Annotated in this window: 29 protein-coding genes and 2 pseudogenes; 8 read left to right on the top strand and 23 right to left on the bottom strand. The window is 69.5% G+C overall.

The genetic code is table 11. The features are described from left to right. Positions 1-107: 107 nt before the first annotated feature. From AC1RKE_RS11350 to AC1RKE_RS11375, 6 genes are all read right to left on the bottom strand, one after another. Complete coding sequence (locus AC1RKE_RS11350) at positions 108-1,265, bottom strand: phosphoserine transaminase (RefSeq protein ID WP_348684439.1); 1,158 nt, start codon at positions 1,263-1,265, stop codon at positions 108-110. 47 nt (positions 1,266-1,312) lie between these two features. Further along, positions 1,313-2,233, bottom strand: coding sequence for a DnaJ C-terminal domain-containing protein (locus AC1RKE_RS11355; protein ID WP_054764907.1), 921 nt, complete (start codon positions 2,231-2,233; stop codon positions 1,313-1,315). Between the two features lie 179 nt (positions 2,234-2,412). Next, entirely contained in the window at positions 2,413-6,201 is a 3,789-nt protein-coding gene (locus AC1RKE_RS11360; protein WP_492897073.1) for a baseplate multidomain protein megatron, read from the bottom strand. Continuing rightward, positions 6,202-6,642, bottom strand: coding sequence for an NlpC/P60 family protein (locus AC1RKE_RS11365; protein WP_348685437.1), 441 nt, complete (start codon positions 6,640-6,642; stop codon positions 6,202-6,204). It lies immediately after the preceding gene. Beyond that, a complete protein-coding gene (locus AC1RKE_RS11370) occupies positions 6,639-7,286 on the bottom strand; it encodes a phage/gene transfer agent baseplate hub protein (RefSeq protein ID WP_395942328.1) in 648 nt (215 codons plus the stop codon). Before AC1RKE_RS11370 ends, AC1RKE_RS11365 begins: the two co-directional genes overlap by 4 nt. Positions 7,287-7,395: 109 nt before the next feature. Beyond that, the gene (locus tag AC1RKE_RS11375) at positions 7,396-8,007 is read right to left on the bottom strand and encodes a phage distal tail protein, Rcc01695 family (RefSeq protein ID WP_395942327.1); all 612 of its coding nucleotides are present in this window, start codon (positions 8,005-8,007) and stop codon (positions 7,396-7,398) included. A 97-nt stretch (positions 8,008-8,104) separates the two neighbouring features. Here AC1RKE_RS11375 and AC1RKE_RS11380 point away from each other — a divergent pair, with 97 nt between their 5' ends. Continuing rightward, positions 8,105-8,809, top strand: a complete 705-nt coding sequence (locus tag AC1RKE_RS11380; protein ID WP_348685241.1) for a DUF805 domain-containing protein — start codon at positions 8,105-8,107, stop codon at positions 8,807-8,809. Positions 8,810-8,913: 104 nt separating this feature from the next. Here AC1RKE_RS11380 and AC1RKE_RS11385 read toward each other — a convergent pair whose 3' ends face one another. From AC1RKE_RS11385 to AC1RKE_RS11420, 8 genes are all read right to left on the bottom strand, one after another. Next, entirely contained in the window at positions 8,914-9,459 is a 546-nt protein-coding gene (locus AC1RKE_RS11385; RefSeq protein WP_348685243.1) for a phage tail tape measure protein, read from the bottom strand. Beyond that, positions 9,449-9,634: a phage tail assembly chaperone gene (locus AC1RKE_RS11390; protein WP_224764448.1), complete on the bottom strand. Its 186-nt coding sequence runs from the start codon at positions 9,632-9,634 to the stop codon at positions 9,449-9,451. Before AC1RKE_RS11390 ends, AC1RKE_RS11385 begins: the two co-directional genes overlap by 11 nt. Then, positions 9,631-9,921 (bottom strand): GTA-gp10 family protein, encoded by a 291-nt coding sequence (locus AC1RKE_RS11395; protein ID WP_054764900.1) that lies wholly within the window; start codon positions 9,919-9,921, stop codon positions 9,631-9,633. Before AC1RKE_RS11395 ends, AC1RKE_RS11390 begins: the two co-directional genes overlap by 4 nt. Before the next feature lie 471 nt (positions 9,922-10,392). Further along, the gene (locus AC1RKE_RS11400) at positions 10,393-10,803 is read right to left on the bottom strand and encodes a phage major tail protein, TP901-1 family (RefSeq protein WP_054764899.1); all 411 of its coding nucleotides are present in this window, start codon (positions 10,801-10,803) and stop codon (positions 10,393-10,395) included. Between the two features lie 114 nt (positions 10,804-10,917). Then, positions 10,918-11,328 carry a DUF3168 domain-containing protein gene (locus AC1RKE_RS11405; RefSeq protein ID WP_152949632.1) on the bottom strand — a complete coding sequence of 137 codons (411 nt, stop codon included), beginning with the start codon at positions 11,326-11,328 and terminating at the stop codon, positions 10,918-10,920. After that, complete coding sequence (locus AC1RKE_RS11410; RefSeq protein ID WP_201464195.1) at positions 11,325-11,621, bottom strand: phage head-tail adapter protein; 297 nt, start codon at positions 11,619-11,621, stop codon at positions 11,325-11,327. Before AC1RKE_RS11410 ends, AC1RKE_RS11405 begins: the two co-directional genes overlap by 4 nt. Next, positions 11,618-11,881: a head-tail connector protein gene (locus AC1RKE_RS11415; RefSeq protein ID WP_152949631.1), complete on the bottom strand. Its 264-nt coding sequence runs from the start codon at positions 11,879-11,881 to the stop codon at positions 11,618-11,620. The genes AC1RKE_RS11410 and AC1RKE_RS11415 overlap by 4 nt, the downstream gene beginning before the upstream one ends. A gap of 143 nt (positions 11,882-12,024) precedes the next feature. Further along, positions 12,025-13,263, bottom strand: coding sequence for a phage major capsid protein (locus tag AC1RKE_RS11420; protein ID WP_182714580.1), 1,239 nt, complete (start codon positions 13,261-13,263; stop codon positions 12,025-12,027). Positions 13,264-13,388: 125 nt separating this feature from the next. Between AC1RKE_RS11420 and AC1RKE_RS11425 the strand changes: the two genes are divergently transcribed. Beyond that, the gene (locus tag AC1RKE_RS11425; RefSeq protein ID WP_182714581.1) at positions 13,389-13,766 is read left to right on the top strand and encodes a hypothetical protein; all 378 of its coding nucleotides are present in this window, start codon (positions 13,389-13,391) and stop codon (positions 13,764-13,766) included. Positions 13,767-14,072: 306 nt separating this feature from the next. Further along, the gene (locus tag AC1RKE_RS11430; protein ID WP_182714582.1) at positions 14,073-14,450 is read left to right on the top strand and encodes a hypothetical protein; all 378 of its coding nucleotides are present in this window, start codon (positions 14,073-14,075) and stop codon (positions 14,448-14,450) included. An 839-nt stretch (positions 14,451-15,289) separates the two neighbouring features. Here AC1RKE_RS11430 and AC1RKE_RS11435 read toward each other — a convergent pair. The 3 genes from AC1RKE_RS11435 to AC1RKE_RS11445 form a co-directional block, all read right to left on the bottom strand. After that, the gene (locus AC1RKE_RS11435) at positions 15,290-15,685 is read right to left on the bottom strand and encodes an HK97 family phage prohead protease (protein WP_182714599.1); all 396 of its coding nucleotides are present in this window, start codon (positions 15,683-15,685) and stop codon (positions 15,290-15,292) included. Between the two features lie 105 nt (positions 15,686-15,790). Then, positions 15,791-16,027: a hypothetical protein gene (locus tag AC1RKE_RS11440; protein ID WP_395942003.1), complete on the bottom strand. Its 237-nt coding sequence runs from the start codon at positions 16,025-16,027 to the stop codon at positions 15,791-15,793. Positions 16,028-16,076: 49 nt separating this feature from the next. Beyond that, positions 16,077-17,231, bottom strand: a complete 1,155-nt coding sequence (locus tag AC1RKE_RS11445) for a phage portal protein (RefSeq protein WP_395942007.1) — start codon at positions 17,229-17,231, stop codon at positions 16,077-16,079. A 104-nt stretch (positions 17,232-17,335) separates the two neighbouring features. Between AC1RKE_RS11445 and AC1RKE_RS11450 the strand changes: the two genes are divergently transcribed. Further along, on the top strand, positions 17,336-17,608 hold the full coding sequence (locus tag AC1RKE_RS11450; RefSeq protein WP_182714585.1) for a type II toxin-antitoxin system Phd/YefM family antitoxin: 273 nt from the start codon (positions 17,336-17,338) through the stop codon (positions 17,606-17,608). 106 nt (positions 17,609-17,714) lie between these two features. On the opposite strand, the gene AC1RKE_RS11455 is transcribed toward AC1RKE_RS11450, so the two are convergent. After that, on the bottom strand, positions 17,715-18,929 hold the full coding sequence (locus AC1RKE_RS11455; protein ID WP_395942004.1) for a DNA-packaging protein: 1,215 nt from the start codon (positions 18,927-18,929) through the stop codon (positions 17,715-17,717). Further along, the gene (locus AC1RKE_RS11460; protein WP_348684585.1) at positions 18,856-19,284 is read right to left on the bottom strand and encodes a hypothetical protein; all 429 of its coding nucleotides are present in this window, start codon (positions 19,282-19,284) and stop codon (positions 18,856-18,858) included. The genes AC1RKE_RS11455 and AC1RKE_RS11460 overlap by 74 nt, the downstream gene beginning before the upstream one ends. Before the next feature lie 357 nt (positions 19,285-19,641). On the opposite strand from AC1RKE_RS11460, the gene AC1RKE_RS11465 reads away from it, so the two are divergent. The 3 genes and pseudogenes from AC1RKE_RS11465 to AC1RKE_RS11475 all read left to right on the top strand — a co-directional run. Then, positions 19,642-20,043 carry an IS5 family transposase gene (locus AC1RKE_RS11465; RefSeq protein WP_348684586.1) on the top strand — a complete coding sequence of 134 codons (402 nt, stop codon included), beginning with the start codon at positions 19,642-19,644 and terminating at the stop codon, positions 20,041-20,043. 117 nt (positions 20,044-20,160) lie between these two features. Further along, positions 20,161-22,416, top strand: a complete 2,256-nt coding sequence (locus AC1RKE_RS11470; RefSeq protein ID WP_348684587.1) for a TonB-dependent receptor — start codon at positions 20,161-20,163, stop codon at positions 22,414-22,416. 100 nt (positions 22,417-22,516) lie between these two features. Beyond that, positions 22,517-22,699, top strand: a pseudogene (locus AC1RKE_RS11475) (hypothetical protein); the annotation flags it as partial. Between the two features lie 46 nt (positions 22,700-22,745). Here the strand turns inward: AC1RKE_RS11475 and AC1RKE_RS11480 are convergent. The 4 genes from AC1RKE_RS11480 to AC1RKE_RS11495 form a co-directional block, all read right to left on the bottom strand. Beyond that, on the bottom strand, positions 22,746-23,213 hold the full coding sequence (locus tag AC1RKE_RS11480) for a YcgN family cysteine cluster protein (protein WP_182714588.1): 468 nt from the start codon (positions 23,211-23,213) through the stop codon (positions 22,746-22,748). A 32-nt stretch (positions 23,214-23,245) separates the two neighbouring features. Next, positions 23,246-24,292: a methyl-accepting chemotaxis protein gene (locus tag AC1RKE_RS11485; protein ID WP_395942005.1), complete on the bottom strand. Its 1,047-nt coding sequence runs from the start codon at positions 24,290-24,292 to the stop codon at positions 23,246-23,248. Between the two features lie 102 nt (positions 24,293-24,394). Further along, positions 24,395-24,733, bottom strand: a complete 339-nt coding sequence (locus AC1RKE_RS11490; protein ID WP_348685320.1) for a DMT family transporter — start codon at positions 24,731-24,733, stop codon at positions 24,395-24,397. Next, positions 24,730-25,308, bottom strand: coding sequence for a TetR/AcrR family transcriptional regulator (locus AC1RKE_RS11495; protein ID WP_152949620.1), 579 nt, complete (start codon positions 25,306-25,308; stop codon positions 24,730-24,732). The genes AC1RKE_RS11490 and AC1RKE_RS11495 overlap by 4 nt, the downstream gene beginning before the upstream one ends. 150 nt (positions 25,309-25,458) lie before the next feature. Here AC1RKE_RS11495 and AC1RKE_RS11500 point away from each other — a divergent pair. Continuing rightward, a pseudogene (locus AC1RKE_RS11500) lies at positions 25,459-26,331 on the top strand (ATP-binding cassette domain-containing protein); the annotation flags it as partial. Positions 26,332-26,335: the final 4 nt, after the last annotated feature.

Raw genomic sequence — 26,335 nt, forward strand, 5'->3', positions numbered from 1 at the left:
TCGGAGAACGCATCAAAACCAGCAGGCGCCGCAGCATTGCGACGGTCTGAATGCGGGCGCAGCCTATAGCGGGGGAATCGTCCGGTGTCGTCCCGATCCGTCGTATTTTACGACAGTTCCCCCACCGCCGTCTCGAACGCCCATTCGAGCCACGGCGTCGCCGCCACTACATCGGCCGTCTCGACGGTGCAGCCGCACCACAGCCGAAGGCCCGGCGGCGCGTTCCTGTGGGGCTCCATATCGAACACGGCGCCCTCGCCTTCCAGCAGGGCCTTGAAGCGTTTGACGAAGCCCTTCTGCCCCGCCTCGTCCAGGCCGGTCACGCGGGGATCGACGAACTTCAGACAGACTGAGGTGGTCGAGCGGATCTCGGGCCTCTCGGGCAGGAAGGCGATCCAGTCGGTCCGCTCCACCCAGTCGGCCAGGGCGGCGAAGTTGGCGTCGGTGCGCCGGATCAGTTCGCTCAAACCCCCGATCCCTTGCGCCCATTCCAAGGCGTCGATCCAGTCCTCGATGGTCAAAACAGAGAAGGTGTTGATCGCCACCCCGTCGGCCAGGGCGCGATCGAACCCCTTGCCGTCGGTCAGGCGCAGCAGTTTCGGGACGGGTCGTTCAGGTCGATAGGAATCCAGCCGCGCCACCGCTCGCGGCGACAAAACCATCACCCCGATCCCCGCCTCGCCGCCCAGCGCCTTCTGGAAGCTGAAGGTCACCACATCCAGCTTGTCGAACGGCAGGGGCATGGCGAAGGCGGCCGAGGTGGCGTCGCAGATCGCCAGCCCCTCGCGATCGTCGGCGATCCAGTCGGCGTCCGGCACGCGCACGCCCGAGGTCGTGCCGTTCCAAGGGAAGACCACGTCCTTGGACCAGTCGGCCCGGCTCAGGTCCGGCAGCTCGCCCCAGGGCGCCGTCAGGGCCTCGGGCTCCAACCCCAGATGATCGCGCACGTCCGCCAACCAGGTCAGGCCGAAATTCTCGAAGGCGACCACCTGCACCGGCCGCTGCCCCAGCATGCCCCACAGGACCGCCTCGACCGCCCCGGTGTCCGATCCCGGCGTATAGAGCAGCACATGGCTGTCCGGCACTTCCAGCACCGCCCGCGTCAGTCTCAGCCCGTGAGCGAACCGCTCCACCACCTCGGGCGCGCGGATGCCCCGGCCCAACAGATCCTGCGGCAGGCCGCCCAGGCTGTAGCCCGGCCGTTTCGCCGTCGGTCCGGCCGAGAACCACGGCCGCGCCGGTTTGACATCAGGCTTTGCGATCATGGTCTCATCTCCTTGCGCGACCGCGCGTCACTCGGCTCCAGCGCCGCTCAACGCCCCGGCGTATAGGGCCGCTTGGCCCGCCAATCTTCGGCGAACTTGATCAGGGCCGCATCCGGCGTCTCGGGCAGGGTCACGACGATGCGGGCCAACAGATCGCCGCGCCGTCCCTGGGCGAAGGCGCCCCGTCCCTTCAGCCGCAACAGCTTGCCCGAGTTGGAGCCCGGCGCGATCGTCACCTGCACCTCCCCTTCCGGCGTCGGCGCCCGCACCTTGGCCCCCAGAACCGCATCGGGCACCGAGACCGGCAGATCCATCGTCAGGTCCGCCCCGTCGCGCTTATAGATCGGGTGCGGCTCGATCTTCAGCTCGATCAGGGCGTCGCCGTTCTCGGCGCCCCGCCCCGGCGCGCCCTGGCCGCGCAGGCGGATGGTCTGGCCGTCCGACGCCCCCTTGGGAATGGTCACGTCCAGGGTTCGGCCGTCGGAGAACTGGATTCGCCGGGTCGCCCCCGAAATGGCGTCCTCCAGGCTGATGTTCAGGCTGGCGCGCACGTCCTGACCGCGCGCGGTGAAGTCGCGCGGACCCCGCTGGCGGCCCGCGCCTCCGAACATGCCGAACAGATCGTCCAGGTCGATGCCTTCGAAGTCGGCCCGACCGCCCGGTCCGCCGCCGCCGGAAAAGCCGCCCTGGCCGAAGGGATTGCCGCCCGGCCGTCCGCCCCCGCCGAAGCCGCGATACTGTTCATTGCCGTCGGCGTCCAACTGGCCCGCGTCATACTTGGCCCGCTTTTCCGGATCGCCCAACAGGTCGAAGGCCGCCGTCACCCGTTTGAACCGTTCCTCGGTCTTGACGTCGCCGGGGTTCTTGTCGGGGTGCAGTTCCTTGGCCAGCTTGCGGAACGCCTTCTTGATCTCGTCCGCGCTCGCGCCCTTTGAAACGCCCAGTTCCTTATAGGGGTCGCCTGCCACGTCCGTTGCCGCTCCAACTGAAAACACCTGAGAGGCCGTCAGTTAAGCCATGCCCCCGCCCCCGCAAAGGGCCGGACCCGGATATTTGCTCAGGCCAGAGCCTGATCCGTTGAGGAGGAACCGCTTCGCGGTTCCGCTGAAACGGTGAATCAGGCTCCAGATTAGAGCGAGAGCCTGATTCACGCTTCTGTCGGAACCGCCGCGCGGTTCCGTCCGAAACCATCAGGCTCTAAGCCGATTTCCGCCTCGGCGCCCCAGCCGAACCCCTCCCCCCACTGGGCCACGGCGATCCGCGCCGTCGGCGGCGGGCCGCCGGGAAAGTCCGCCGCCGCGTCCGCTGTGGCGTAAAGGGCCGTCGCCCCATCGACCTCCATCGTCCGCACCACTGCGCCCCCGTTCGTCACCCGGACGCGAAAACGCATCGGATCGACCGGCGTCGGCTCGCCGTCCCAGCGGTCGCCGTACAGCCGCACGCGCGGCGTCCAACTGATCCGCCGGCCCTCGGCCGAGGCCCGGACCGTCAGCCCCGCCGGCGACCACGGCCGGTCGTAAAGCCCCCGCAGGGTGAATCCCGCCTCGCGGAACCCCGCCCCGCCCGGCGCCGCCCCCGCCGGCCCGACGCGACAGACCAGGGGCAGGCCCCGTTCGGCGCGCCCGATCTCCGCCCGCGCCGCGCGCGGCTCCAGGAACACCACCACCGCCCCGGCTGCGGCGCCCGCCCGCATCTCTGCCTCCGTCCCCTGCTGACCGCGCAACAGGCCGCTCAGCCGCCAGACGTCCGGGGCGATCAAGGTCGCGGAACGGTATTGCGCCACCTCCCAGCCCCCCGTCGTCTGGATCGCCAGGGTGTTCGCGCCGCCCAGCACCGTCGTCTCCGCCGCGCTCTGCGGCGCCGCCCCCTCGACCCGCACCACCAGGGTGTTGACCATATCCCAGCGCCCGGTCGCCCCTGGCCGCAAGGGCTCGACCAGCACTCCCACCGGCGTCGGCGCGTCCAGATCGGCGCGCGCGGTCAAGGCGCCGGCCGACGGCCCGGCGTGCAGCCGCATCGGCCGCCACGGCTCCACCGCCGCCGCCGCCACCGGCCGTGCGTCGTCCTCGCTCCCTATCAACGGCGGCAGATCCAGCAGGGCCAGAAAGGGCGCCCCGGTCGTCGCCGGACCCTCGCCGCCCCTTCCTCCCCCCTGATCCTCATAGAGTCTTCGCGCGCCGACCGGCTCCAGAGTGATCGCCGGCGTCTCCTCCGCCGCGACGCGCGCCACCCGCCAGTCGCCGTCGCGGCCCTCCAGCCGCACCACGTCCCCAGGCTCGGCCGCCAGGGCCTCCAGCGGCCCCAGGGTCAGGACGACCGTCTCGGCCTGCTCCGCCTCCAGCGCTCGCTCCGCCATTGCTCGCGCCAGGCCGTCGCCGCAGACCAGGGGCAGGTCCAGATCGACGCCGCCGCCGGTCGCGGCCCGCCCGTCCTCGGCCCGCCCGTCCTCGGCTCGCGCAGTCACCGCCCCCGTCTGATAGTCCGCCGTCTCATCGACGAAACGCACCCGCGCCGCGCCGAGTCGGGCCTCCAGCCGTCGCGTCGCCGTCTCGGCCCCGCCTGCCCTGGGCAGGGCCAGGCCGTCGCGGCTCAACACCGTCCTGCTCGCCGTCCGTCCCAGGACGGCGACCCGCCCGTCCCGCTCGGCCGCCACGGCGTCGAAGGCGGCCAGCAGCGGCTCCAGGGCGTCGCGCGTCCGCATCGGTCGGTCGATCACATAGCCGCCGGCCGCCCCCTCCACCCCCTCGATGATCCGTTCATCCGCCGCCAGGCCGCCGCGCGCCAGGACGGCGGCGACCAGATCGGCGCCGTCGCCCGCCAGCCGCCCGTTCAGCCAGTGACCCGCCCGCCACGCCCCGGCGTCGGCCCAGACCTCCGCCCGCGCCGGAAAGGCCGGATAGGGCCGGGCGTCCCAGCACCAGGCGTCCGCCCCGGCCAGCATCGGCCCGCCGTAGACGGGGGAGACCGGATTGTTCTCAGGCGCCGCGAAATGGCCCAGCACCGCCTCCAGCGCCGCCCGCTGCACCGCGTCGTCGCGCGCCCCGGTGGAAAAGGGCGGCAGGGCGCTCTCGCCGCTCTTGGGGTCTTGAAACAGATTGGGCGCATTGCCGCCCCGGTCCACCGCCGCACAGCCGAACTCGGTCAGCCGCACCGGCTTCATCCCCGGCCGCCAGGCCGTCGGCGTCGCCGCCCGCACCCCGCCCGGCCGGTCGTAGTGCAGGTTCGACCACCAGCCCTTCAGATCCTTGGGCCTGAACAGCCAGTCCTCTCCGTGCGCCCCGTCCGAGATGGGCGTCCGCACCTGGGCCGCCCGGTCGGACGCGCTGGCGTAATACCATTCGAACCCCTCGCCGCCCGCCACGCCCGCCGCCAGATAGGCCGGGTCCGCCGCCCCGTCGAACCGGGCCGCATCCAGCCCCCCGTCCCCGTCACGCCAGTCGGTCAGGGGCGGGTACCAGTCGATCGACACATGGTCGATGTTCGGATCGGCCCACAGGGGGTCGAGGTGAAACCGCACGTCCCCGCCCGCCTGCCGTCCGAAATATTCGCTCCAGTCGGCGGCGTAGGACAGCTTCACCCCCGGCCCGACCACCGCCCGGCACTCGGCCGCCAGGGTGCGGAACTGCTCCACCGCCGGAAAGCCGCCCGCCGCATCGCGCGTCCAGGTCACGCCCCGCATCTCCGATCCGATCAAGAGGCCGTCCGCCCCTTCCTCGGCCGCGATTCCAGCGTAGTGCAGCGCCATCCGCCGCAGGCCCCAATCCTCCGGCCCGCCGAACAGGGCCGCGATCTCGGCGGCCGCCCCCGCCCCGTCCGTCCCGGCCACCCGCCCTCGCCACGGATAGCCGGGACAGTCCATGAAGACGAAGGGATACAGCGTCACCTCCAGCCCCCGGCTCTTCAACTCTCGGATCGCCTGGCGCACGCTCTCATCCGACGGCGTCCCGCCATAGGCCGGCGCAGATCCTCCCCCGCTGGGGGAGGTGTCGGCGGAGCCGACGGAGGGGGCCCGACTGACCTCATAGGCCTCATGCCTCGCCACCCCCGCCACCGACCAGATCATCGGCTCGGTCGGCTTGTCGCGCCGCTCCACCCCCGGCCGCACCCGACAGTGACCGGCCCTCAGATCATCCCCGAACCAGCCGACCACCAGGCTGACCCGTTTCAGATTCGGCAGCTGGGCCTGAAGCTGATCCAGCGACACGATCAGGTCGGCCCGCCCCTCGCCGTTATGGACGTTCTCCGCCGTCGTCCGCGTCAGCCCCTCGCGCCGCACCACCGCCTCGGTCGCCAGGGCGAACTCCCCCGCGCCGGGGATCAGACACACCCCCTCCAGCCGGTCCTCTAGCCGCGGCCCCGCCCCGCGCGGCCGCCGGAACACCTCGAAACTCAGCTGCGGAACCCGGTCCCCGAACGGCCCCAACGGCAGGTCCTCGAACACCACATAGGCCACGCCGCGATAGGCCGGCGCATCCTGCTCCACCGCCTCGATCAGCGGGTCCGGCCTCTGGTCCTCCCCGCCGCGATGCACCCGCATCGCCACGCCGTTCAGCTCCATCAGCCGTCCGTCGGCCCAGACCCGGCCGATCCCGTCGATCTCGCCTTCGCACAGGGCCACGGCGAAACTCAGCGAATAGGCGTAGTCGACCGTCCTGGGCCCGCCCTTGCCCGCCCGTCCCTTGACCTTGCCTTCCAGGAACCGCGCGGCCCAGATCACCTGTCCCGCCACCCGCGCCCGACCGAAGACGCAGGCCATCGGCGCCCCTTCGGCCGTCCCCTGGATCTTCAGCCCGTCCAGCCTCGGCCCCAGCTGTCGCGCCGGCGACAGGGAGCCGATCACCCGATCGTCGATCACCCGCCCGATCGTCGCCCCGATCACCCGACCGACCGGCCCGCCGACCGACTGCCCCACCGCGCTCAGTACGACTTGCGCCATCTACGCCTCCTCGGGAAATCGAAACGCCGCGACCAGCCGCCGCCGCCACCAGACCCCCATCCAGCTCTCCACCACCGCCCGTCCCCAATAGGCGTGGATCATCTTCGGCTCCGGCCCCTCGACCGCGCTCAGCACGGCGCAGTGTTTGGCCGCCACGCCCGGCGACATGCAAAACAGCAGCACATCCCCTGCCCGCATGGCCTCGACCGAAACCGGCATCAGCCACCGCTCCAGCGCCTCCCGCAACAGCTCGCGCCCGCCCGCCTCGGCCCAGTCCGGCGAATAGGGCGGAACGCCTTCCGGCTCCGCCCCCGCCACCTCGCGCCACAGCCCGCGCACCAGACCCAGACAGTCCGCCCCCACGCCCTTCACACTGGCCTGATGCCGATACGGCGTCCCCAGCCAGGCCCGGGCGGCGGCGGCGATCGCCTTGCCCCTCACCGCCGGCTCCCGCCGTCATGGCGGCCGCCCTGCGCCGGCCAGGCCGTCAGGAAGTCATCCCCCGGCACGTCCGGAAAGCCCCGAAAATTCACCCCATTCCCAAACGTCCCGACGCAGGTCCCCCACCGCTTGTCGCAGGTCCGGCCGGCGACCGCCGCCACGCCGCACCGCTCGTCCCCCAGCCGCGCGTCGCACAGCCGGCCATAGGTCCGCCCGACCACCCGCTCCAGCTTCGCCAACGGCCCTTCCAGATCGGCGACGAAGGCCCCGTCCTGCCGCCTCAGCCGCGTGATCGTCCCCGACCACAGCCGCACCCTCAAGTCCAGCTCGGACCAGTCCAGGCGCCACAGCTCGACCGCCGCTCCGTCCAGCCGGCCCGCCGCCACATCGGCCTCGCGGATCGCCGCATCGTCCAGCACGCCCGAGGCCGAGGCCGTCCCCGCCGCCAGTCCGACCGCACTCTCCGCCGCCCCCGCCGTCCAGCCGCTCGCCGCCCGACAGACCACCCCGTCCAGCGTCAGATCCCGGTCATGGTCGGTGAAGCCCGCCCGCGTCCCGTCGACGCGCCGCACCAGCCAGACATGGCAAAGCCGCGCCGCCCCGCTTTCGATGCGGGCGGCCAGATCGTCCGGTATGTGTCTCATCTTCGCCTTCGCTCAGTGGTCGGTGGAGAGTGGCGAGTGGCGAGTAAGTCTCGGCGCTCCCGCATTCCGAACCGCCTCGCCACTCGCCACTGACCACTCGCCACTCTCTTCAGACCCGCACCTCGATCAGCGGGACCGCCGCCATCCGCCCGGCCTCAAAACTCTCCAGGGTCGTCTCGATCCGGTCGGTGTCGAACCGCACCGGCGTGTCGAATTGAAAGCCCGCCGTCACCGTCACCCCCGCCGCCGGCGCGGACGCCAGGGTCACGACCCCCGTCGTCCAATCGACGGAAAGGCCCTGGGTCTCCACGCCCCCGACCGCCACCCTGACCGACCCTTCGACCGGCTTCCGGATCGGCCGTTCGACGTCGCCGTAGGTCTTGATCAGCGGAAACACCGTCCGCGCCCCGTCGCCCAGGCCCAGAACCTGATCCCCGGCCGAAACCGTCCCGCTGGGCGCGCACGATTTGAAATCGGCGAAGTCCTTGAACCGGAACCCGTACAGCCGCCCCCGCCGCGCCTCGAAGAAGGCGATCAGGGCGGCCATGTCGTCCAGCGATCTCAGGTTCGCCCCGATCAGATAGCGCCTGCGCCCCAGCGCCCAGGGCGTGGACCGCCGCTCGAACCCGGACGCCAGGGTCGCGATCTCCGTCCGCCGCTCCACCCCGCCGGTCGAGCCGAACGCCAGCCGCGCGGGCAGGCGCACCTCATGAAAGCTCATTCGAACCTGTCCCCTGTTTCACTTGTCCGAACGGCGCCGCTCGTCCATGCTCGGCTAACGACGGCCGAGGGGGCCGTCTCGAGACGGGAGCGAAGACTTGCGCGGCGAAATCCTCAGCTATGACACCACGGCCGGCGCCGGCCTGATCAGCGGCGACGACGGCGTCCGCTACGGCTTCAGCGCCGCCGGCCTGCAGTCCCCCGCCGTCCCCGCCCCCGGCGTCCGCGTCGATTTCGTGCCCGAGGATGGCGAGGCGACCCAGATCCTGATCCTGGCGGGCGGCCCCTCCACCGTCGGCGTCGCCGGCGGCTACGCCAGTTCGACCGACACCACCGTCGCCGGTTTCGACTGGCAGAAACTGTTCCTGTCCTTCGAGGGCCGCATCCGCCGCAGCCATTTCTGGATCGGCTGGCTGATCCTGCTGGGCGTCGGCGTCGTCGCCGGCTGGCTGCCGATCATCGGCGGCCTGATCTCTCTCGCCCTGATCTGGCCGAACCTGGCCATCACGGTGAAACGCCTGCACGACATGGGCAAGACCGGCTGGCTGGCCGCCATTCCCTGGGGCGCCGCGATCGTCTTCATGACCATCGGCTTCGTCATGGTCATGGGCGCCGCCATCGCCGGCGGCATGGGCCCCGACTATTACGAGGACAATCCCGCCGCCTTCTTCGCCATGATGGGCCCGGGCGTCGGCGCCTTCGTGCTGGCGGCCCTGGTCCCCTTGGCCTTCCTGCTGTGGATCGGCCTGGTCGAGGGCGACAAGGGCGACAACCGCTTCGGCCCCAACCCCAAGGGGGAATAGCAAGACAGTGACGAGTGGCGAGCGGTCAGTGGCGAGACAGGCCGCATCCGCATCGCCGCTCGTCACTCGCCACTCGCCCCTCGCCGCTCGCCACTCAAAAAAGCCTACCTCCCCCGCGCCCCCAGGCTGACCGCCCGCGCCAGCATCTGGGCGATCTGGGCCTCGGATCGCAGCAGGGCCTCGGCCCCGCCGTCCACCGCCAGATGGACGGTCACAGCCCCGCCCGTCGTCGGCCCGATGTCGCCGCCGACGCTCGGGCGAAACACCTCCGGCCCCCGTTCTCCGACCAGATAGGCGCCGCCCCCCAGCACCGGCCCGCCGTCGGCCCTGGCACCGCCGAAATTGGCCCCGCCGAAACTGGACGCCGCCGCCTGGATGGCCGCGCTCAGACCGCTTCCCGATCCGCCGGACCCGGCCGCCGCATTCACCGCCTTCAGCACGGCCTGGGCCAGTTCCGACAGAGACACCTCTCCGTCCGCCGCCGCCCGCGCCAGCGACCGGCTCAGGCTCTCGCCCGCCCGGCCGAAGGCCGCCTCTATCGCGTTGGCCGCCTCCTCGGCCGGTCCCTTCAGCGCCTCCAGCGCCGCCCCCGCCTCGGCCGCCTTCAGCGGTAGGTCGTCGATCCCGTCCCGTCCGAACTCATCCGCCATCGGGCCAGTCCTCCATCAGTTTCGCCAGGCCCGCCCGGCCCATCGGCGCCGTCCCGCGCGGCGCCTCGGTCAGCATCCGCCATTCCTTCAGCGACAGCCGCCAGAAGGCCTCGGGCGCAATCCCCATCCGCATCGCCGCCCGCATCATCTCGCCCCAGGGCGTCGCGCCCGTCATCTTCCGGCTTGACCGGAGGACGCCTCAAAGGCCGCCGCCACGGCCCGCGCCGCCTCGCGCGGATCGACCGCCTCGACCTCCGGCCGGGCCTCGCCCCCGCCGCGCAGCACCGCCGCCAGGACCACCATCAGATCCCGCGCCGACAGGGTCTTCATCCGCTCGGCCGCCGCCGCCAGACCCTCGACGCCCAACCCGGTCTCGATCTCGGCCAGGGCCCCCAGGGTCAGACAGACCCTGCGCCGCACCCCGCCCAGCATCACCGCCGCCTCGCCCCGCGCCTGGTTCATCGTCCATCCCGATCTGAAGTGAAAAGGGCCAGGGCCAGGGCCAGTGCTAGGGCCAATCGACATTGGCCTGCCGCCGTCCTGCCGGGCGGCGCGCAGCCGCCGACCCAGGAGAAGCGCCTCGGGCGTTGAGGACCCTATTCCATTGAGTGTCCGTCTTCCTTCCGGCGTCAGCGGAAGGGAAAACGTCCGGCGGCGGAACGCCGATTGAGGATGGGTTCATCACAACGTGCACGACGAGGTCACGGCGGACACGGCGCGTTCCGACGGCGTCGTGACCGCTGTGAATCCGCCGTGATCGCTGTGATGAACCCGGTCGCCGCATCAAGGCCCTCTGACGCGGGAAGAGCGGCCTGACCGCAGTAAGCTGAATGTCGATTGAACCTAGCGAGCGCCTACTCAGCCGCCCCGCCGTTCTCCGCTCACCGGCGAAGCCCGCTCACTAGCACTAGCACTAGCACTAACGCGCGCGCCTCACGCCGCCGAAAACCCGACCGCCCCCGCGCTGGCCAGGCTGAGCGCAAAGGTCGCCTCCCCCTCATGCGTCCCGGCGTATTCCAGGGCCGCCACCAGGAACGGCCCCTCCAGCACGCCGAAGTCCGGCACCACCAGCCGCCACCGCTTCGCCGCCTGATCGAAGAAGGCTTCCCGCACCAGGGCGTCCGAGGCCGCATCGCGGAAGATCCCCTGCCCGGACACCGCCGCCGACTTGACCCCGGCCCCGGCCAGCAGCTCGCGCCACCGTCCGGCGCTGTCGCCGTCGGTGGCGTCCACCGTGCGCGCGTTCAGCGAAATCGTCCGCGCCCTCAACCCCGCCACCGTCGTGAAGACGCCCGGCGCCCCCTCGATCTTCAGCAGCATGTCCTTGCCCGCCTGTGCGGTCATCTTGTCCTCGCTTTGCTCCTGAGCGGCGTGTGGCGAGTGACGAGTGGCGAGGAAGGTCGTCGCAACGGCTCCCCCCGCTGCTTCCGCCCGCCCGATCCAGCTCGCCACTCGCCACTAACCACTCGCCACTTCCTCGGTCACCGCCCTCAGCCGCACCACCGCATAGGTCCGCCGCCCGTCGCTCGCCCCGAACACGTCGGCGAAGGTCGCCCTCAGGGTCGCGGTCCGCACCCCGTCCGCCTCCAGCACCGCTTCGTGCAGACAGGCCCGCACCGCCGCCGCCATCGCCTTGGCCTCTTCCGCGCCGAGGAAGCGCGACACCCCGGTCAGGGTCAGCCTCTGCTCCACCCCGCCCCCGTCCGCCGTCAGCGGCCGGCTCTCGCATCGGCCCAGCGCCAGATAGGGGCAGGCCGCCCCCTCCGGCGGCCGGTCGAACACCCGCCCGCCGATCAGGGCCGACACCGCCGCATCCGCCTTCAGGGCCGCGACCACCGCCTTTTGCAGGGCGCTCTCATGATCCTTCATCGCACCCGCTCCAGCTCCAGCCGCAGCCGCCCCGGCCGCAGAGGATCAAGGCCGACGACGTCCCAGTCGGCCCCGCCGAACCGCAGCACCCGCCCGACCGCCAGCCGCGCGTCGGCCCGCGCCTCGGCGCTCAGCCGCTCGACCGTGCGCCTCTGATCGCCCTCGCCCCGTTCGATCCGCCGCCGCGTCCCGCAGGTCAGCCAGGCCGAGCCGACGGGTTCGAAACCCACGCTGCGCCCGCCATAGGGGGTCTCGGCCTCCACCGGCCGGAACAGGCTCGCCAGAACCCTCACAGCCGCACCGTGCGATAGGGGGCGGTCCATTCGTCGATCGACAGATCCGCCGCCGCCTCGCCCCGCTCATAGGCCCGCAGCACCAGCATCAGGATCGCCAGCCTCAGCCCCGCCGGCGCGGTCGAGGTCAGGCTCAGCCCCACCTCCGCCTCCACCCGCGCCTGGGCCGCCCCAATCAGGGTCTGGATCAGGCCGTCCTCGGCCTCATGCTCGACCCTCAAAAACAGCTTCGCCTCCGCCACCGTCACCGGCTGCGCCATGTCTCACCTCGCCTTGCTCGGAAGTGGCGAGTGACGAGTGGCGAGCGGCGAGACGGCCACCCCTACTCAGCCCAAACGCCGTTTCATACGTCAGCGGCGAGCGACCACTCGCCACTCGCCACTGACCGCTCGTCACGCCGCAACTACGTCGCCGCGAACCGCATCACCTTGATCGCGTCGAAGTTCTGCACCCCGCCGCCGACCCGCTTGGTCGTGTAGAACAGGACATAAGGCTTGGCCGAATAAGGGTCGCGCAACACCCGCACCCCCGCCCGATCCACGATCAGATAGCCCCGCTGGAAGTCCCCGAAGGCGATCGACAGACTGTTGGCCGCCACATCCGGCATGGTCTCGATCTCGGTGACCGGATAGCCCAGCAGGCTGGCCGTCTCGCCCAGCCGCGTCGCCGGCTGCCAAATATAGTTGCCGTCCGCGTCCTTGAACTTGCGCACCGCCGAGACCGTCTTCCGGTTCATCACGAACCGGCCGTTCGGCCTATACTGGGCCTTGGGCGCATAGATCAGGTCGATCAGCCGGTCGGTCGGACTGTCGGCCGCGAACCCGCCTGCGGCGCCCGAGGCCACATAACCGATCTGGCCCCAGACCTGACCCGCGTCCGCCGCCGTCGGATAGGCCAGAAAGCCCTTGGGCTTGTTCACCCCGTCGCCGGCCACAAAGGCCTGGGTCTCCTGGGCCGCAAAGGCGTCCTCGACCTCGGCCGCCAGCCATTCGTCCAGATCGACCATGGCGTCGTCCAGCAGGGCCTGGGTCGCCGCCGGATTGGCGTACAGATCCGCCGAGGGGAATTCCAGCAGGGCCAGGGTCGCCGGATCGGTCTCGGGCCGCGCCGCCGTCTCCGCCACCCAGCCGCAGGCCACGCCCGCCGTCGAGACCGGCTTTCGGAACACGCCCGCCGCCACCGTCCTGACCGTCGCGATCTCGCGCATCGGCGAGGCCGCCATCAGCCGCCGCTCGATGGCCCGTTCGGTCTCATAGGGCGCGACATAGCCGCCCGAGGTCGGCACCGCAGACAGCCCCGCCTTGACCTCCAGGGCGCCGGCCAGTTGAGGCGAGTGGCCCGTCTTCAGATAGCCGTCCCACGCCGCCTTCGCCTCGGGCGCCGACGCAGGCTCCACCGGCTCGCCGCCGATGGCCGGACGCCGGTTCTGGCTCATCACCCGGTCCAACCGCGCCTGGGCCGCCGCCACCGCCTGGTCGATCCGCGCGACCTTCTCCTCCAGCAGCACATCGGCCGCCGCCTTCTTCTCGATCTCGCCCAGCCGGGCGTCGTTCGCCCCTTTGAACGCCTCGAACGCCGCCATCATCTCGCGCACGGCGCCGTGCGCCTCGGGATGGCCCGAAGCCTGTTTGGTCTCTTTCATGATGTCTCCGGTGTGAAGGCGCCCGTCTTCGGCGCCGCGTGATCCGGGCGTGGCCCGAAACCTGTGATGGACGACTGCCGTCCCTCGAAAAGCGTGCTACTCCGCGTGACGGAGGAGCTTCACCCATGTTCAGTCTCGTTCTCGCCTTCGCCGGCGCCCTGGCGCTTCAGACGCCGCCCGACACCTCCGGCCTGCCGCCCGAACAGGCGAAACAGGTCAATCAGGTCTTCGCCGGCATGACGCGCATGTTCGAAACCCTGGGCACGTGCGAACGCCAGTTCCCGCCGGGCGTCGCCGAGCAGGTCCGCGCCGCCCTGGCCAATGAGACCGATCCGGAAAAGAAGGCGGCCTCCGAGTTCCTCCTGGCGGCCTATGACAAGGGCAAGGCGTCCCCGCGCGCCGCCACCATCTCCTCCGACGAATGCACGGCGGAAATGGAAGCGATCACCGCCGAAATGCAGGCCCTCCAGGCCAATATCGAAGCCTCCGCAGCGGAAGACTGAAGGGTCTGAGACGCAGAAGCCCATCTTTAGGTTTAAGCTTGGAAAGTGACCGATACGACCTTGAAATTGATGGGCGGCTTGCAGCGCTCCTGGCTGCTGAAGCTCGTCTGGACATGGGCGCCGTTTGCACCCCTCATCTTGTGGGCCCTGAGCAGACACTACGCGGGTCCGTGGACCCAGTTGGCGTCTGCGGTCATGCTCTTGCTTACATTCGGGGGTCTCGCCGCCTCTTACGGGCTAGGGCTTATCGAGCGGCGCCAGAGGCGCGCCCGCCGTCGCCGACTCCCTGCCCTACAGCGCATGCAGGTGTCCGAAGACACCAATCTTGTACCGCTCAGCGAAACCCTTTGCGTCACCGACAATCCGCCGATTGACGCCCTGCCCCGGTCCGTTCAATCGGCGATCGCAGTCGGGGGCGCGCCCCTGCCCGGCCCCTTGTCCCACGCCCTCTTGGCGCTGGACCTGTTCCTGTTCGTCCTCCTCATGATCATGATCATGCACGACGATCCGATGGGCGAAATCTCACGCCGCCTGGGCATGCCGCTCCTGCCCTACTGGCCGGTTTTCTCGGCGCTCGTGCTGGCTCTGATCCTCCTGCGTACATACGGGCGACTGGCCCAGATGCACCGACACTACGTGGCCGAGGCCGCCGCTTCAGGCCGTCGCCCTTTCCCCGCCGTCTGACGGCTCGGCGCACACCGAAAGCTCAACCCGCCCGCTTCAACGCGGCGTGATCCGGGGTGGCCCGGAAATGTGTGATCCAGGCCCTAGCCTTGATTGCGCCTCATGCTACCAATGCAGCATGGATAGAGGGGCTCTACGGCGGGCGGCGACTTGGGGCACACTCGCCCTGATGCTTCTGGCTAGCGTTTTTTACGGTCGGCTTGCCCCCTCGCCGCCGCCCGGCATGGGAGGGCTCGGACTTTTGATCCTATCAACAGTCTTGGCGGCCGCCGGTGTGGCCGTCGGACTGCGAAGCAGGTTTCCAGCGCTTCTGACCTGGGCCCGCGCCCAACGCGCGCAAGCGTCGCCGCAGCAGAGAAAGGCCCTTTCCGCACTCACGGGATGGATGGTCCCGGTCGTGCTTGCTCAAGCCTTAGGGATAGTGGTGGGCGGTCTTGGTCTCTTGCTGGAGGGGGCGAACGCTTGGTGGGTTTACCTGGCTGGCTATGCCATGTTGATCGCAGCCACGACTGGCGGCCTGATCGGCAGGCTGCGTGAAATAGATATCCTTCTGACCGCCGATCCGAAGGCTCCGGGTGGCTAGGTTCAATCGACATTCAGCTTACTGCGGTCAGGCCGCTCTTCCCGCGTCAGAGGGCCTTGATGCGGCGTCCGGGTTCATCACGGCGATCACGGCGGATTCACAGCGGTCACGACGCCATCGGAACGCGCCGTGTTCGCCGTGACCGCGTCGTGCCCGTTGTGATGAACCCATCCTCAATCAGCGTTCCGCTGCGCACCGCCCCGGCAGGACGGCGGCAGGCTGAATGTCGATTGGCCCCAGGCCGTCCCAGGGCGCGTCAGGCGACGCTAAACCGCGCCCCCGGCAGCATGGGAAACGTCACCAGCGACACCTCCCACAGCTCGACCCCGCTCAGCACCCTCAAACGTCCCTGACGCCGCGCCCGCGCCGTGCGGTATCCGATCGACAGGCCGTCCATCGCCCCCGCCCGGCTCAGGGCGGCGGCGAAGCGGGCCTCGGGCGACCAGTCTTCGATCCGGCCGCGCACGAACAGGCCGCGCTCGTCCTCGCGCACCTCGTCCCAGACCCCGACCGGCGCCCGGCCGTCGTGCTGGTTCAGCATCCGCACCCCTTCGGCGCCCGTCTTGGCCAGACTGTCGGCGAACGCCCCCGCCTGGACCACGTCCCCGTTCAGATCCGCCACGCCCCACAGGGAGGCGTAGCCCTGGATCAGGAGTGGCGAGGGGCGAGGGGCGAGGGGCGAGCGAAGTCGCGCCTGCCTTCGTCCAATCGCCTGGTTCGCCTCACCACTCGCCACTCGCCACTCGCCACTAACCACTCACCCGCCCCCCTCCAGCCGCCGTTCGATCCGCTCCACCGCCGCCGCCGTCGCCTCGCCTTGGGTCTCCAGCCGGGCCAACCGTTCGGCCACCAGCCTCTGCTCGCTCACCCTCTGCTCCAGCGTCGCAATCCGCGCCGCCGCCCCGCCCGCCCAGACCAAGCCGCCGATGGTCTGCACCACGACCGCGATCACCAGGGCGGTCGGCACGCGCCGGACCTGAGAGTCGTCGCTCATGCGTCACGTCTCCCTCGCCACTCGCCACTCGACACTCGCCACGCCTTCCTCATCCCTCCACCCCCGCCATCCGTCGCCGCTCCGCGTCGGTCAGGAAGCTTGCCGCCTCCAGCCGCGCCCACAGGGCGTCGCGTTCGGGCTGCAGCGCCGGCACGGCCTCCAGGTCGGCCCGCACCTCGCAGCCGGGGAACCGTCCGCCCAGCCAGCCGGTCATCGCGCCCGCCGCCTTGCGCGCCAGGGGTATGACCGTCTGTCGCCAGAAGGCGGTGTTGGCCTCGCGATAGTTGGAATAGGTGGCGTCCCCCGGTATCCCCAGCAGCTGCGGCGGAACCCCGAAGGCCAGGGCGATCTCGCGCGCCGCCGCATGTCGCCCGGCGGTGAAGTCCATCTCGGCGGGGGTCAGGCTCAGGGGCTTCCAGTCCATTCCCCCCTCCAGCAGGATCGGCCGCCCGGCGTTCTCCACCCCGGCGTAGGCGCTGGACAGTTGGGCCTTCAGCGCTTCGAACTGGCCGTCGGTCAGCCGCTCGCCGCCCTTGGCCCCATAGATCAGGGCGCCGGACGGCCGCGCCCCATTGTCCAGCAGGGCCTTGTTCCAGGCCCCGGCCGCATTGTGCGCATCCACCCCCTGCGCCGCCGCCTCCAGCGGCGACAGGCCGTACCAGTCGTCCAGCGGATGCCACAGCTTCAGCTGCATCACCGGCGCCCAGCCGTCAGCCGCCCGCCCGATCCGGATCGACCGTCCGTCCACGGAGTAATCCCACGCCTCGGGCCAGCCCGACCGGCCGGGAACCACCTTGACCCGGTCCGACCTGAGCGCCCACAGCTCCTCGGGAACCGCGTCCCCCACCGCTTCCACCCAGGCGTTGCCCGAGACCTGAAGCGATCCGTAAACCGCCTCCATCAGCTCCGCCCCCGACTGTTCGGGATTGGGCCGGCGGATCAGCCGCGCCAGCGGATGGGTCTCGTCGCGCACCCCGTCCACAAAGACCGCAAAGGGCGCCGAGGCCGCCGCCTCCGCGATCATGCGGATGCAGCGATAGGCCACGGCGTTCTTCTGATAGCCCTCGCGCGCCAGGCCGGCGTAGTCATTGCCCGTCCACCGCGCCCGCCCGACGCCCGACAGCAGCACCGCCGTCCGACTGGCCTTCGCCTCCGGCGCGCCCGGACCGGGCGCACGCCCGCCCCGGCCGAACGGCCACCGCATCCCACCCATCGCACTCTCCTGAAAATGTCTCGCCGCAGCGGAGGCGGCGACCGGCGCTCGGCCCCGCCGTTTCGCCTCCGCCCCGCCCGTGCTAGTCTCGGCCCATGACGATCCACGTCGACATCGCCCGGTCTCAGGCCACCCTGGCCGAACTCGCCGCCCAGGCCGAACAGGGCGAGGAAATCGTCCTGTCCCGCGACGGCCACGCCGTCGCCGTCATCCGCGCCGCAGGGGTCGTCGAACAGCCTCGGTTCCGATTTGGCGCCCTGGCCCACCTCGGTCCGCTGACGGATGAAGAAGCGACTCTCTTCCTTCAGCCGGACCCCGAGATGGAGCGTCTCGCCCGTTCGGAAGACGAAGATCATTTCTACCGCTGAATGGCGGTCCTGCTCGACACTCAGGCCCTGCTCCTGGGCGTTCCCTTGATCAGCGCCGACACCGCCCTGGCGCGGGCCGCAGCCCAATATCCCCAAACCTCCGGCGTCATAGTCTTCTGATCCACGGCCCCTCGCCCTGCGGCTCCAGCATCAGCCGCGACACGCCCCAGACCAGGGCGTCGGCCCGGTCGGGGCTGGGTCCGCCCTCGCAGCCCAGGGCCAGCATCTCCTCCTCCAGGGCGGGAAAGTCGCCACAGTGGACGACCCGCCCCTGTTCGTACAACAGGGCCACCGGCTCGGCCCGGGCGGCCTTGGAGCGGCGGGCGTGGACCAGGGCGACCGGGGCCGGACAGTCCGCCTGGCCCAGGACGCTTCGCACCATCTCCCCGCCCTGATTGGCCTCGGCCGCCACCTCCTGGGCCTCGAAATCCCGCGCGGCGCGACAGACGGCGGCGGCCCAGCCGCCGGGCGACAGGCCCCGCACCGTCCGGTCGGCCAGGACGAAGGCCCGCCGTTCGCGCCGTCCCACCACCACTATGCCGCAGGCGTCGCCGTGGGCGCTGGCGGGCGGATCGACCGCCACGACCACCCGGTCCAGCTCGGCCGGCCGGCTTCCGCGCGCCTGTTTCAGATCGGCGATGCGGAACAGGGCGCCTTCGCCCTCCACCACCTGTCCCTCCAGCTCCTGGGCCGCCAGCCGCGTCCCGCCGTAAAGGTCGGTCAGATGGTCGACATAGCCCGGCGACAGGTTCTCTGCGTTGTCCGCCGTCGCCGCCCGGTCCGTCACCGTCCCCGCCTCGGCCATCAGCCGCCGCAGGGCCGGAATGGGCCGGGGCGTGGTCGTCACCGCCAGCCGGGGGTCGGGCCCCAGCCTGAGGCCGAACCTCAGGTTCGACAGCACCGCCTCGGGCTTGCGCCAGGCGCAGAATTCGTCGGCCCAGGCGGCGTGGAACTGGGGTCCGCGCAGACTGTCCGGGTCCTCGGCGGAAAAGGCGTAGGCGGTCGAGCCGTTGGCCCACACCAGCCGCCGCCGCCCGGCCTCCCAGCGGGGCCGGTCGCCCGGCTCGGCCAGGGCCTTGATCCCCGCCTCCCCCTCGACCATCACCTCGCGCACGTCGTGCAGCGCCGGTCCGACCAGGGCGATGACCGCGCCGGGCCTGAACCGCGCCGCCACATCCATCCAAACCGCCCCGGCGAAGGTCTTGCCCGATCCGCGCCCGCCCAGCAGCAGCCAGGTGCGCCAGGGCTCATTCAGGGGCGGGCATTGGTGAGGATGCAGCCCCGTCGCCCGCACCATCCGCCTCAGTTCGCGCGCGTCCATCTGGTCGGGCGCCTTTCGTCTCCAGAATGCGGTCCAAACGCTCGGAATGGAGGGTGAGCCGGCGTCGCAGCCGCTCGTCCTCCTCGGGTCTGTCGGTTCGCCCACCCATTTCGTCCTCTTCGCTGTCTTTTTCGGCCCTGCGCTCAGCCTCCATGCGGCGGCGGATCGCATCGACCGCCAGGGCGGCGCGCGCCACCACGCCGGCGCGCCGCGCCAGCGTCTCCGCATCCGCCTTTTCCTCGGGATCGTCCTTGGCCAGCACGGCGGCGGCGCGCTGAACCGCCCCCTTCAACTGCTCGAACAGCGGCGCCAGCCAGTCGCCGCCCGCCTCGCTCTCTTCGCTTTCTCCCGTCATGCCCAAACCCTAGCGCACCAGCGTCCCCAGGCCGGAAGTTCGCGCTTGGAAAGGTGTAATGGTTTGGAAGAACGGGATTTCAAGCAGCGTCGCCCTATGGCTTGAAGCCATGCATCCGACAACGGCTCCAAGCGCGGTAGGCCCAAAAATGACAAAGGGCGCACCCATAAGGATGCGCCCCGGAATTCGACGGCTTCAGCAGCTTGTCATCGCCTCCTGAAGCCCGCCACGCCGTCAAGCGGAGTGGTCTCAAAGCCCGATGCCTGAACAGAGCGGGGACGCGCCCAATCTGGGGGCTATAGGTGCCGTTTCAACTGCTGGAGGCAAGCCGCAGAGTACGGAACCCCTGATGCTTTGATGCTCTGGAGACGACCTGTCTCGACTGAGATCCATCTCCGCTGCAACGCTCAGGGCCTCCCCGTCGCGGTTTTTCTGAGCGGCGGTCAAGCCTCGGATGTGAAGGGCTATGCGCCGGTGATTGACCAACCCGGTCCCGACCCTGGCGTCCTGCTCGCCGACAAGGGCTACGACGCCGACTTCATCCTGGCCGACCTGGAAGCCAGAGACGTCGCCACCGTCATCCCCGCCAGGCGGAACCGCAAGGTCCAGCCCGTCATCGACGGCCATATCTATGGCCTGAGGAACCACGTCGAGCGATGCTTCTCGAAGCTGAAACACAACCGCAGACTGGCCACTCGATACGACAAGACCGCAGACAGCTTCCTCGGCTTCGTCCTCGTCGCTTCAATCCGCCTATGAATCAGACACTTTTCCACACCGTCTAGAATAGAATTTAGAATTAACAAACGCTAATTCGTTCGCAAGGCGTGTTGCGTCTAGGTTGTTTGACGAGAGATTATCGTCAGGGGGGCAGGCTTGACGTTCCATCGCACGCGCCGTCATTTTCAAAGAATCCGCAACCGCGCGACGGGGTTCGAGACGCCCTGCCGCCATCCAAGGTGGATCGATCTTTCAGCGGCGGCGCGGATAGGCGCATCGGTCGTTGCGCTGTCTGCGCCGGCCTCCTCTGTCTTGGCTGCCACTCAGGCGGCCCCTGGCGCCCCGCCGGCGGGACCGCAGAGCCAAGGCCCGACCGAGGTCGAGACCGTGACAGTGGTGGGCAATGCGCGGGTCAGGGGCTCGGTCGATCGTCGCAGCTACGACATAAAGAACGATCTTCAGTATCAATCCGGTTCGCTCGCCGACGTCCTGAGCGGCGTGCCTTCCGTCAGCGTCGATCCCGACGGCTCCGTCAAATTGCGGGGGGCGTCGGGGGTCACGATTCTGATTGACGGGGAGCCTGCGCCTCAGGTCAACGGAGCCAATCAGGCGGCGGGGGTTCAACAGCTACGTGCCGCGCAGTTCAGCCGGGTCGAGGTCATGACCAATCCTTCGGCGGCGTTCAGCCCGGAGGGTCAGGCGGGAATCATCAATCTGATTTCCCGGAAGGACGGACAGTCGCAGCCGACGACCAATATCACTGTCGGCGGCGGCAGTCGCAGCGCAGGGAACTTCAGCGTCAGCCACTCGGCCAATCATGGACCGCTGTCGTTCAATGGGTCCGCCGGCGCCAGACGAATTCCCCTTGTGATCGACGACACTACGACCCGGCGCTTCATCCAGCCCGCCGACGCGATCGATCAAGACCGTCTTGAGAGCCGGACGCAGCTTCGCAAGACGGAAAGCAATGCGTCATCGACCGTGGGATGGCAGCTTGACCCCAAGAGCAAGCTCACGCTCGATCTGGACTACTTCGGCCTGGACCAGCGCCAGGACCGCCGCGCGGTCTTCGACTCGTCCGCCCGGACGAGCGGCGCCGAACCGGCCTTTGAGAGCACCAGCCATGGGCGCAGCGACGCCGACCTGGTCTCCGGCGGCTTGATGCTGAAGCGTACGCTTTCGGGGACGGACAGCTATGCTTTGGCTCGCCTGCGCGTGTCGCGTCAGACCGAGGACGAAACCCAGGACGACGTCATCGACTATTGGGACGAGCCTGCCAGGAACCGGCGACAGGCCGCCCTTCGTTCGCTCGAGCTGCAAACGGTGACGTTTAAGGCGGAATACAAGATCGAGGCCAGGCCGGGCGGGGAACTGATCGTCGGGTCCGATCTGGAGCGGCAGGAGGCCGACGTAGGCTACGCCGAGGGGCAGACGCCTGGAGCCGCCGGCCGCGCGAGAGACAATCCGTTTGGCTACGATCGCAGCGTCGCCTCCCTCTATACAACCTACAAAACTCGATTTGGCGAACTGGAGGTTCTACCGGGCGTTCGGCTGGAAGTCGCCGACTGGGTGACGCGACAAGGCGGGAACGCTCAGCGCACACGTGATTTCGAGATTTATCCGACGGGCCATGTTCGCTACACGGTCGCTCAGGATTGGATCATCGGCGGCAGCTTTACGAGACGAGTCGATCGTCTAAGAGCGAATGATCTCGACGAGACCGTTAAATATTCTGGCCCCTTGTCCTATTTCAGCGGCCGACGTGATCTGAAGCCCGAAAAGACCAGCGCCTATGAACTGGAGCTTGAACATGAAGCTTCAGGACGCAACTATTTAGCCACCGGCTACTATCGTTCCACGTCGAACCGGATCGGCACGCTCAGCACTTTGCGGCCCGACGGCGCGATCCTGGACCGGCGCGCCAACATCGGCGAGTTTCGAACGGCCGGCCTAGAGCTTGTGGCGAGCGGCTCGGTCGGATCGACAATCACCTACAAGTTGACGGGCCGGTTCGCTCGGACCGAGGTCAGTGGCGCAGACGAGTCGGGCTCTTACCGCCGCAGCGCTTGGACGCCCTCGTCTCAAGCCAACGTCAACTGGAAGATCACCGACCACGATTTCGTTCAGATAAACGCCGTTCAGCTCGGTGAAGATCTGAGCCAGCAAAGACGACGCGAGGCGTTCAGTGTCGTCAACCTCGGCTACCGACGAAAACTTGCCGACAGCCTATTTCTCACGGCCACGGTGTCAGACCTCTTCGACAGCGCCCCAAGACGAGAGAGGGTGCGCGGCGAAACCTTCGATCAGGACATCGACCGCCGCTACGACGCCAGACGCTTCACGCTCTCCCTGTCCTACGCCTTCGGGAGGCGCACCGGCAGCCTGGAGGATCGCTTCGACTACGGAAACTAGGCGGTGCGGACAAAGTGGATTCCCAGATTCTCTGATTGCTGATTCAAGGCTGTTCTTTGCGGAGAGCGGCGTTGGTTCGGGGTTTGATGACGGACGAGGAATGGGCCTTCTTCGAGCCGTTCGTGATCGAGACGGGACCGAGGCGGGATCGGCGGCCACTCAGTGCCTCCCTGTCGCGGTTTGTCTGAGCGGCGGTCAGGTCTCGGATGTGAAGGGCTATGCGCCGGTGATGGACCAACCCGGTCCCGACCCTTGCGTCCTGCTCGCCGACAAGGGCTACGACGCCGACTTCATCCTGGCCGACCTGGAAGCCAGAGGCGTCGCCACCGTCACCCCCGCTCGACCATCCATTCGGGCGCCTCGAAGTCCAGGGCGTCTTCCGGCTCGGCCAGGGCCAGTTCCGAGATCGTCTGCCCCCGGACCGAGACCCCGGCCGTATGCACCGTCTCGGGATCGCCCGAGACCAGCGGATGCCAGGCCGCCAGCGGCCGCCCCTCGTGCAGCCGGCGATAGGCGCAGGACAGGGGCATCCACTCCAGCGCCTCGATATTGTGCGGCGTCAGCTTGATGCAGTCCGGCACATGGGCCTTGCGGTTCGCATAGTCCGAACAGGCGCAGGCGTTCGGATCGAACAGCTTGCAGTGGACCCGCGTCGGGATCACCTCGCCCGAGTCCTCGTCCTCGAACCGGATGACGCAGCACAGGCCGCAGCCGTCGCACAGCCCCTCCCACTCGGCCGGGGTCATCTCGGCCAGGGTCTTGGTTTCCCAATAGGGTCGGGGGGAAGCGGGCATCATCGGACGGGGCGCCTAATCGACGGATGCGGCCATCAGATGGCGGCCGCGTCCTGGACCAGGCATCCATACCACCCCAGACCCTGATAGGTCTCATAGCCCGGCGTGCGGGCGTAGCCGACGGTCCGGTCCCCCTTGGCGTAGCTGCCCATGACGCCGCCCGCGACGTCCAGCTTGACCGTCTCGCTCAGCACCCCGACCCCGTCCGAGGCCGCCAGCACCCGGTGGGTCTGGTCCAGCAGCAGCACCCGCGTCCGGGCCTTTTCGTCGGGCGTCAGCCGCACCCCGTCCACCACCGTCTGGGCCTGGGCCTGCCAGTCGAAATGGACCCCCAGAACCCCGATCACCGCCCCGTTCGCCAGGCCGCCCTGTCGGATGGCGGTGGCGTAGGTCGCCGTCGGCGCCCCGTTCAACGCCTCCAGCCGGGCGATGTCCGCCACGGCGAAATCGTCGCCCGACTTGGTCGCCAGGGCGTCGCGAAACCAGGCCATCTCCCGCGCCGACTGACCCCTGACCGGATAGCGGTCCGGCCGACCGTTGGCGACGATCGTCCCGGCCCTGTCGCAGATCCACAGGTCCAGATAGACGGTGTAGGCGTCCAGAATGACCTTCAGCCGGCGGCCGGCGTGGTCCGCCTTGGCCGCGTCCGGCTGGGCGACGCAATCCACCACGGCGCTGTCGGTCGCCCACCAGCGCACGTCGCAGGTCCGCTCGTACAGGTTCCGGTCGATGATCTCGATGGCGTTCAGCGCCAGGTCCGCCAGCCTCTGGCCGCGCAGCTGGCCCAGGATCGCCCCGCCGATGGCCGACAGCTCGGTCAGGTCGCCCCGCACCTGCTGCTCCAGGGCGCCGGCGATGTCGTCGATCTGGCCCGAGATGCGCTTGAACTCCTCGGCCACCACCATGAAGCTGCGCCCGGCCTCGCCGCTGCGCGCAGCCACCACCTGGGCGTTGACCACCAGCATCTTGGAGGCCCGATTGACCGAGGCGATCTCGCCGATCTTCTCGCCCGCCACGGCGTTCAGCCGCTCAGACAGCTCGAGAATACGCTCTGGCCTGACGCCCGCGTCCGCTTCACTCATGGAGACCCCCGTCCCGCGCCCGGCGCGCCACAAGGGGAGGCGGGCGAACCGAAGCGAGCGCGAAGGCTAGAACGATAAAACTTAACGCCAGATAACCATGGTTCAGTGAGCCATGCTCTTGGAAAACAACTGGATCACCACCACCCCGCCGACGATCAGGGCCAGGCCGAGCATCGCGGGCGGGTCCAGCCTCTGGCGAAAGGCCACGGCGCCGATCACGGAGATCGCCACCACCCCCAGGCCGCTCCAGATCGCATAGGCGATCCCCACCGGCATCTGTCGTAGGGCGACCGACAGCAGATAGAAGGCCAGGCCGTAGCAGACCGCCGTCCCCGCCGTCGGCCAGGGCCGGGTGAACTGCTGCGAGGCCTGAAGCAGGCTGGTGCCCGCCACTTCGCAGGCGATGGCGGCCAAGAGGGCGGCCCAGGTGACGGGGCTCACGGCTCGTTGGCCGTGATCGTATGGCCCGGCGTCAGCAGGGACAGCAGGGCCTTGCGCTGCTCGTCCGAGACCTGATGCAGGCCGAACAGGTCCGACATCCACAGGCCGTCGGCGATCAGCCGCAGCATCAGGGCGTCGTCGGCGCCGACGGGATCATCGGGATCGTCTGTCTTGATCCGCTCCATCCAGGCCTTCCAGCGCAGCACCAGGCTGGGATCGAGGGCGAAGGCGGCCAGGACCACCCGCCCGATGCTGACGTCCTGCAAGGTCACCGGCTCATTGACCGTCACCCTCAGATAGGCGCGGGCGTTGCGGCCGTAGGGCTCCGGATCGCGCGCCGCCTCGGCCAGGACGCTCTCCACATGCATGGCCCCCAGATGATCGATCATCCCCTCCAACAGGGCGGTCTTGCTGGGAAAGTGGTGCAGCAGGGCGCCCTTGCTGACGCGGGTGCGCGCCGCCACCGCATCCAGAGTAAAGCCCGTCGCCCCCAGTTCGGCGGCGACCTCCAGGGCCTTGTCGATGATTTCGGCGCGGGTCTGATCGGGCGCGCGGCGGCGGGAGGGGGTGTCCATAAACGCTACATACCGGCCGGACGGTAACTGTCAAGCTGGGCGCCGATGGACGATCTTTCCGGTGGCGTCTCGGCCCTCCAGCCCTTAGATCAACGCCCTTCCCGCCCCTTCCCCGCCCGTACAGCCTCCCCAGGGAGGATCGAAAGTCAGATGGCCGCCAGACCCCCTCTCGTCGCGCTCAAGGACGTCCGCCTTCAGGACGGCCCCCGCCCCCTGTTCGACGGCGTCGATCTGGCGGTCGAACCCCGCAGCCGCGCCGCCCTGGTGGGCCGCAACGGGGCGGGCAAGTCCACCCTGATGAAGGTGGTCATGGGCCTGATCGAGCCCGACAGCGGCGACCGCTCGGTCCAGTCCGCCACCCGTTTCGCCTATGTGCCGCAGGAGCCGGTCATCACCGGCGCCACCCTCCTGGACTACGCCTCCTCCGGCGAGGCCGAGCTCTGGACCGCCGAGGCCTGGCTGACCACCTTCGGCCTGGACCCGGCCAAGTCCACCCAAGGGCTGTCGGGCGGCGAAACCCGCCGGGCGGCGCTCGCCAAGGCCTTCGCCGAGGAGCCCGATCTGCTCCTGCTGGACGAGCCGACCAACCACCTCGACATCCTCGCCATCGAGCTTCTGGAGACCGAGCTGATCTCGGCCCGGTTCGCCCTTCTGGTCGTCAGCCACGACCGCGCCTTCCTGAACCGCGTCACCGACACCGTTCACTGGCTGGAGGGCCGCCGCGTCCGCACCCTGAACAAGGGCTTCGTCGAGTTCGACGACTGGGCCGCCAAGACCCTGGAGGAGGAGGCGGAATCCCTGCGTCGCCTGACCAAGACCATCGAGCGCGAGACCGAGACCTTCTACCGCTCCATCACCGCCCGCCGCAGCCGCAACGAGGGCCGCGCCCGCGCCCTCCAGGCCATGCGCGCCGAACGGGCCGAGAAGATGAAGGACGTCCCGCGCGAACTGTCCCTGGGCGTCGATTCCGGCGCGACCTCGGGCAAGCTGGTCGCCGAGATCAAGGGGGTGTCGAAGGGGTTCGACA

This window comes from Brevundimonas sp. GW822-FHT03E11 (genome assembly GCF_058801445.1).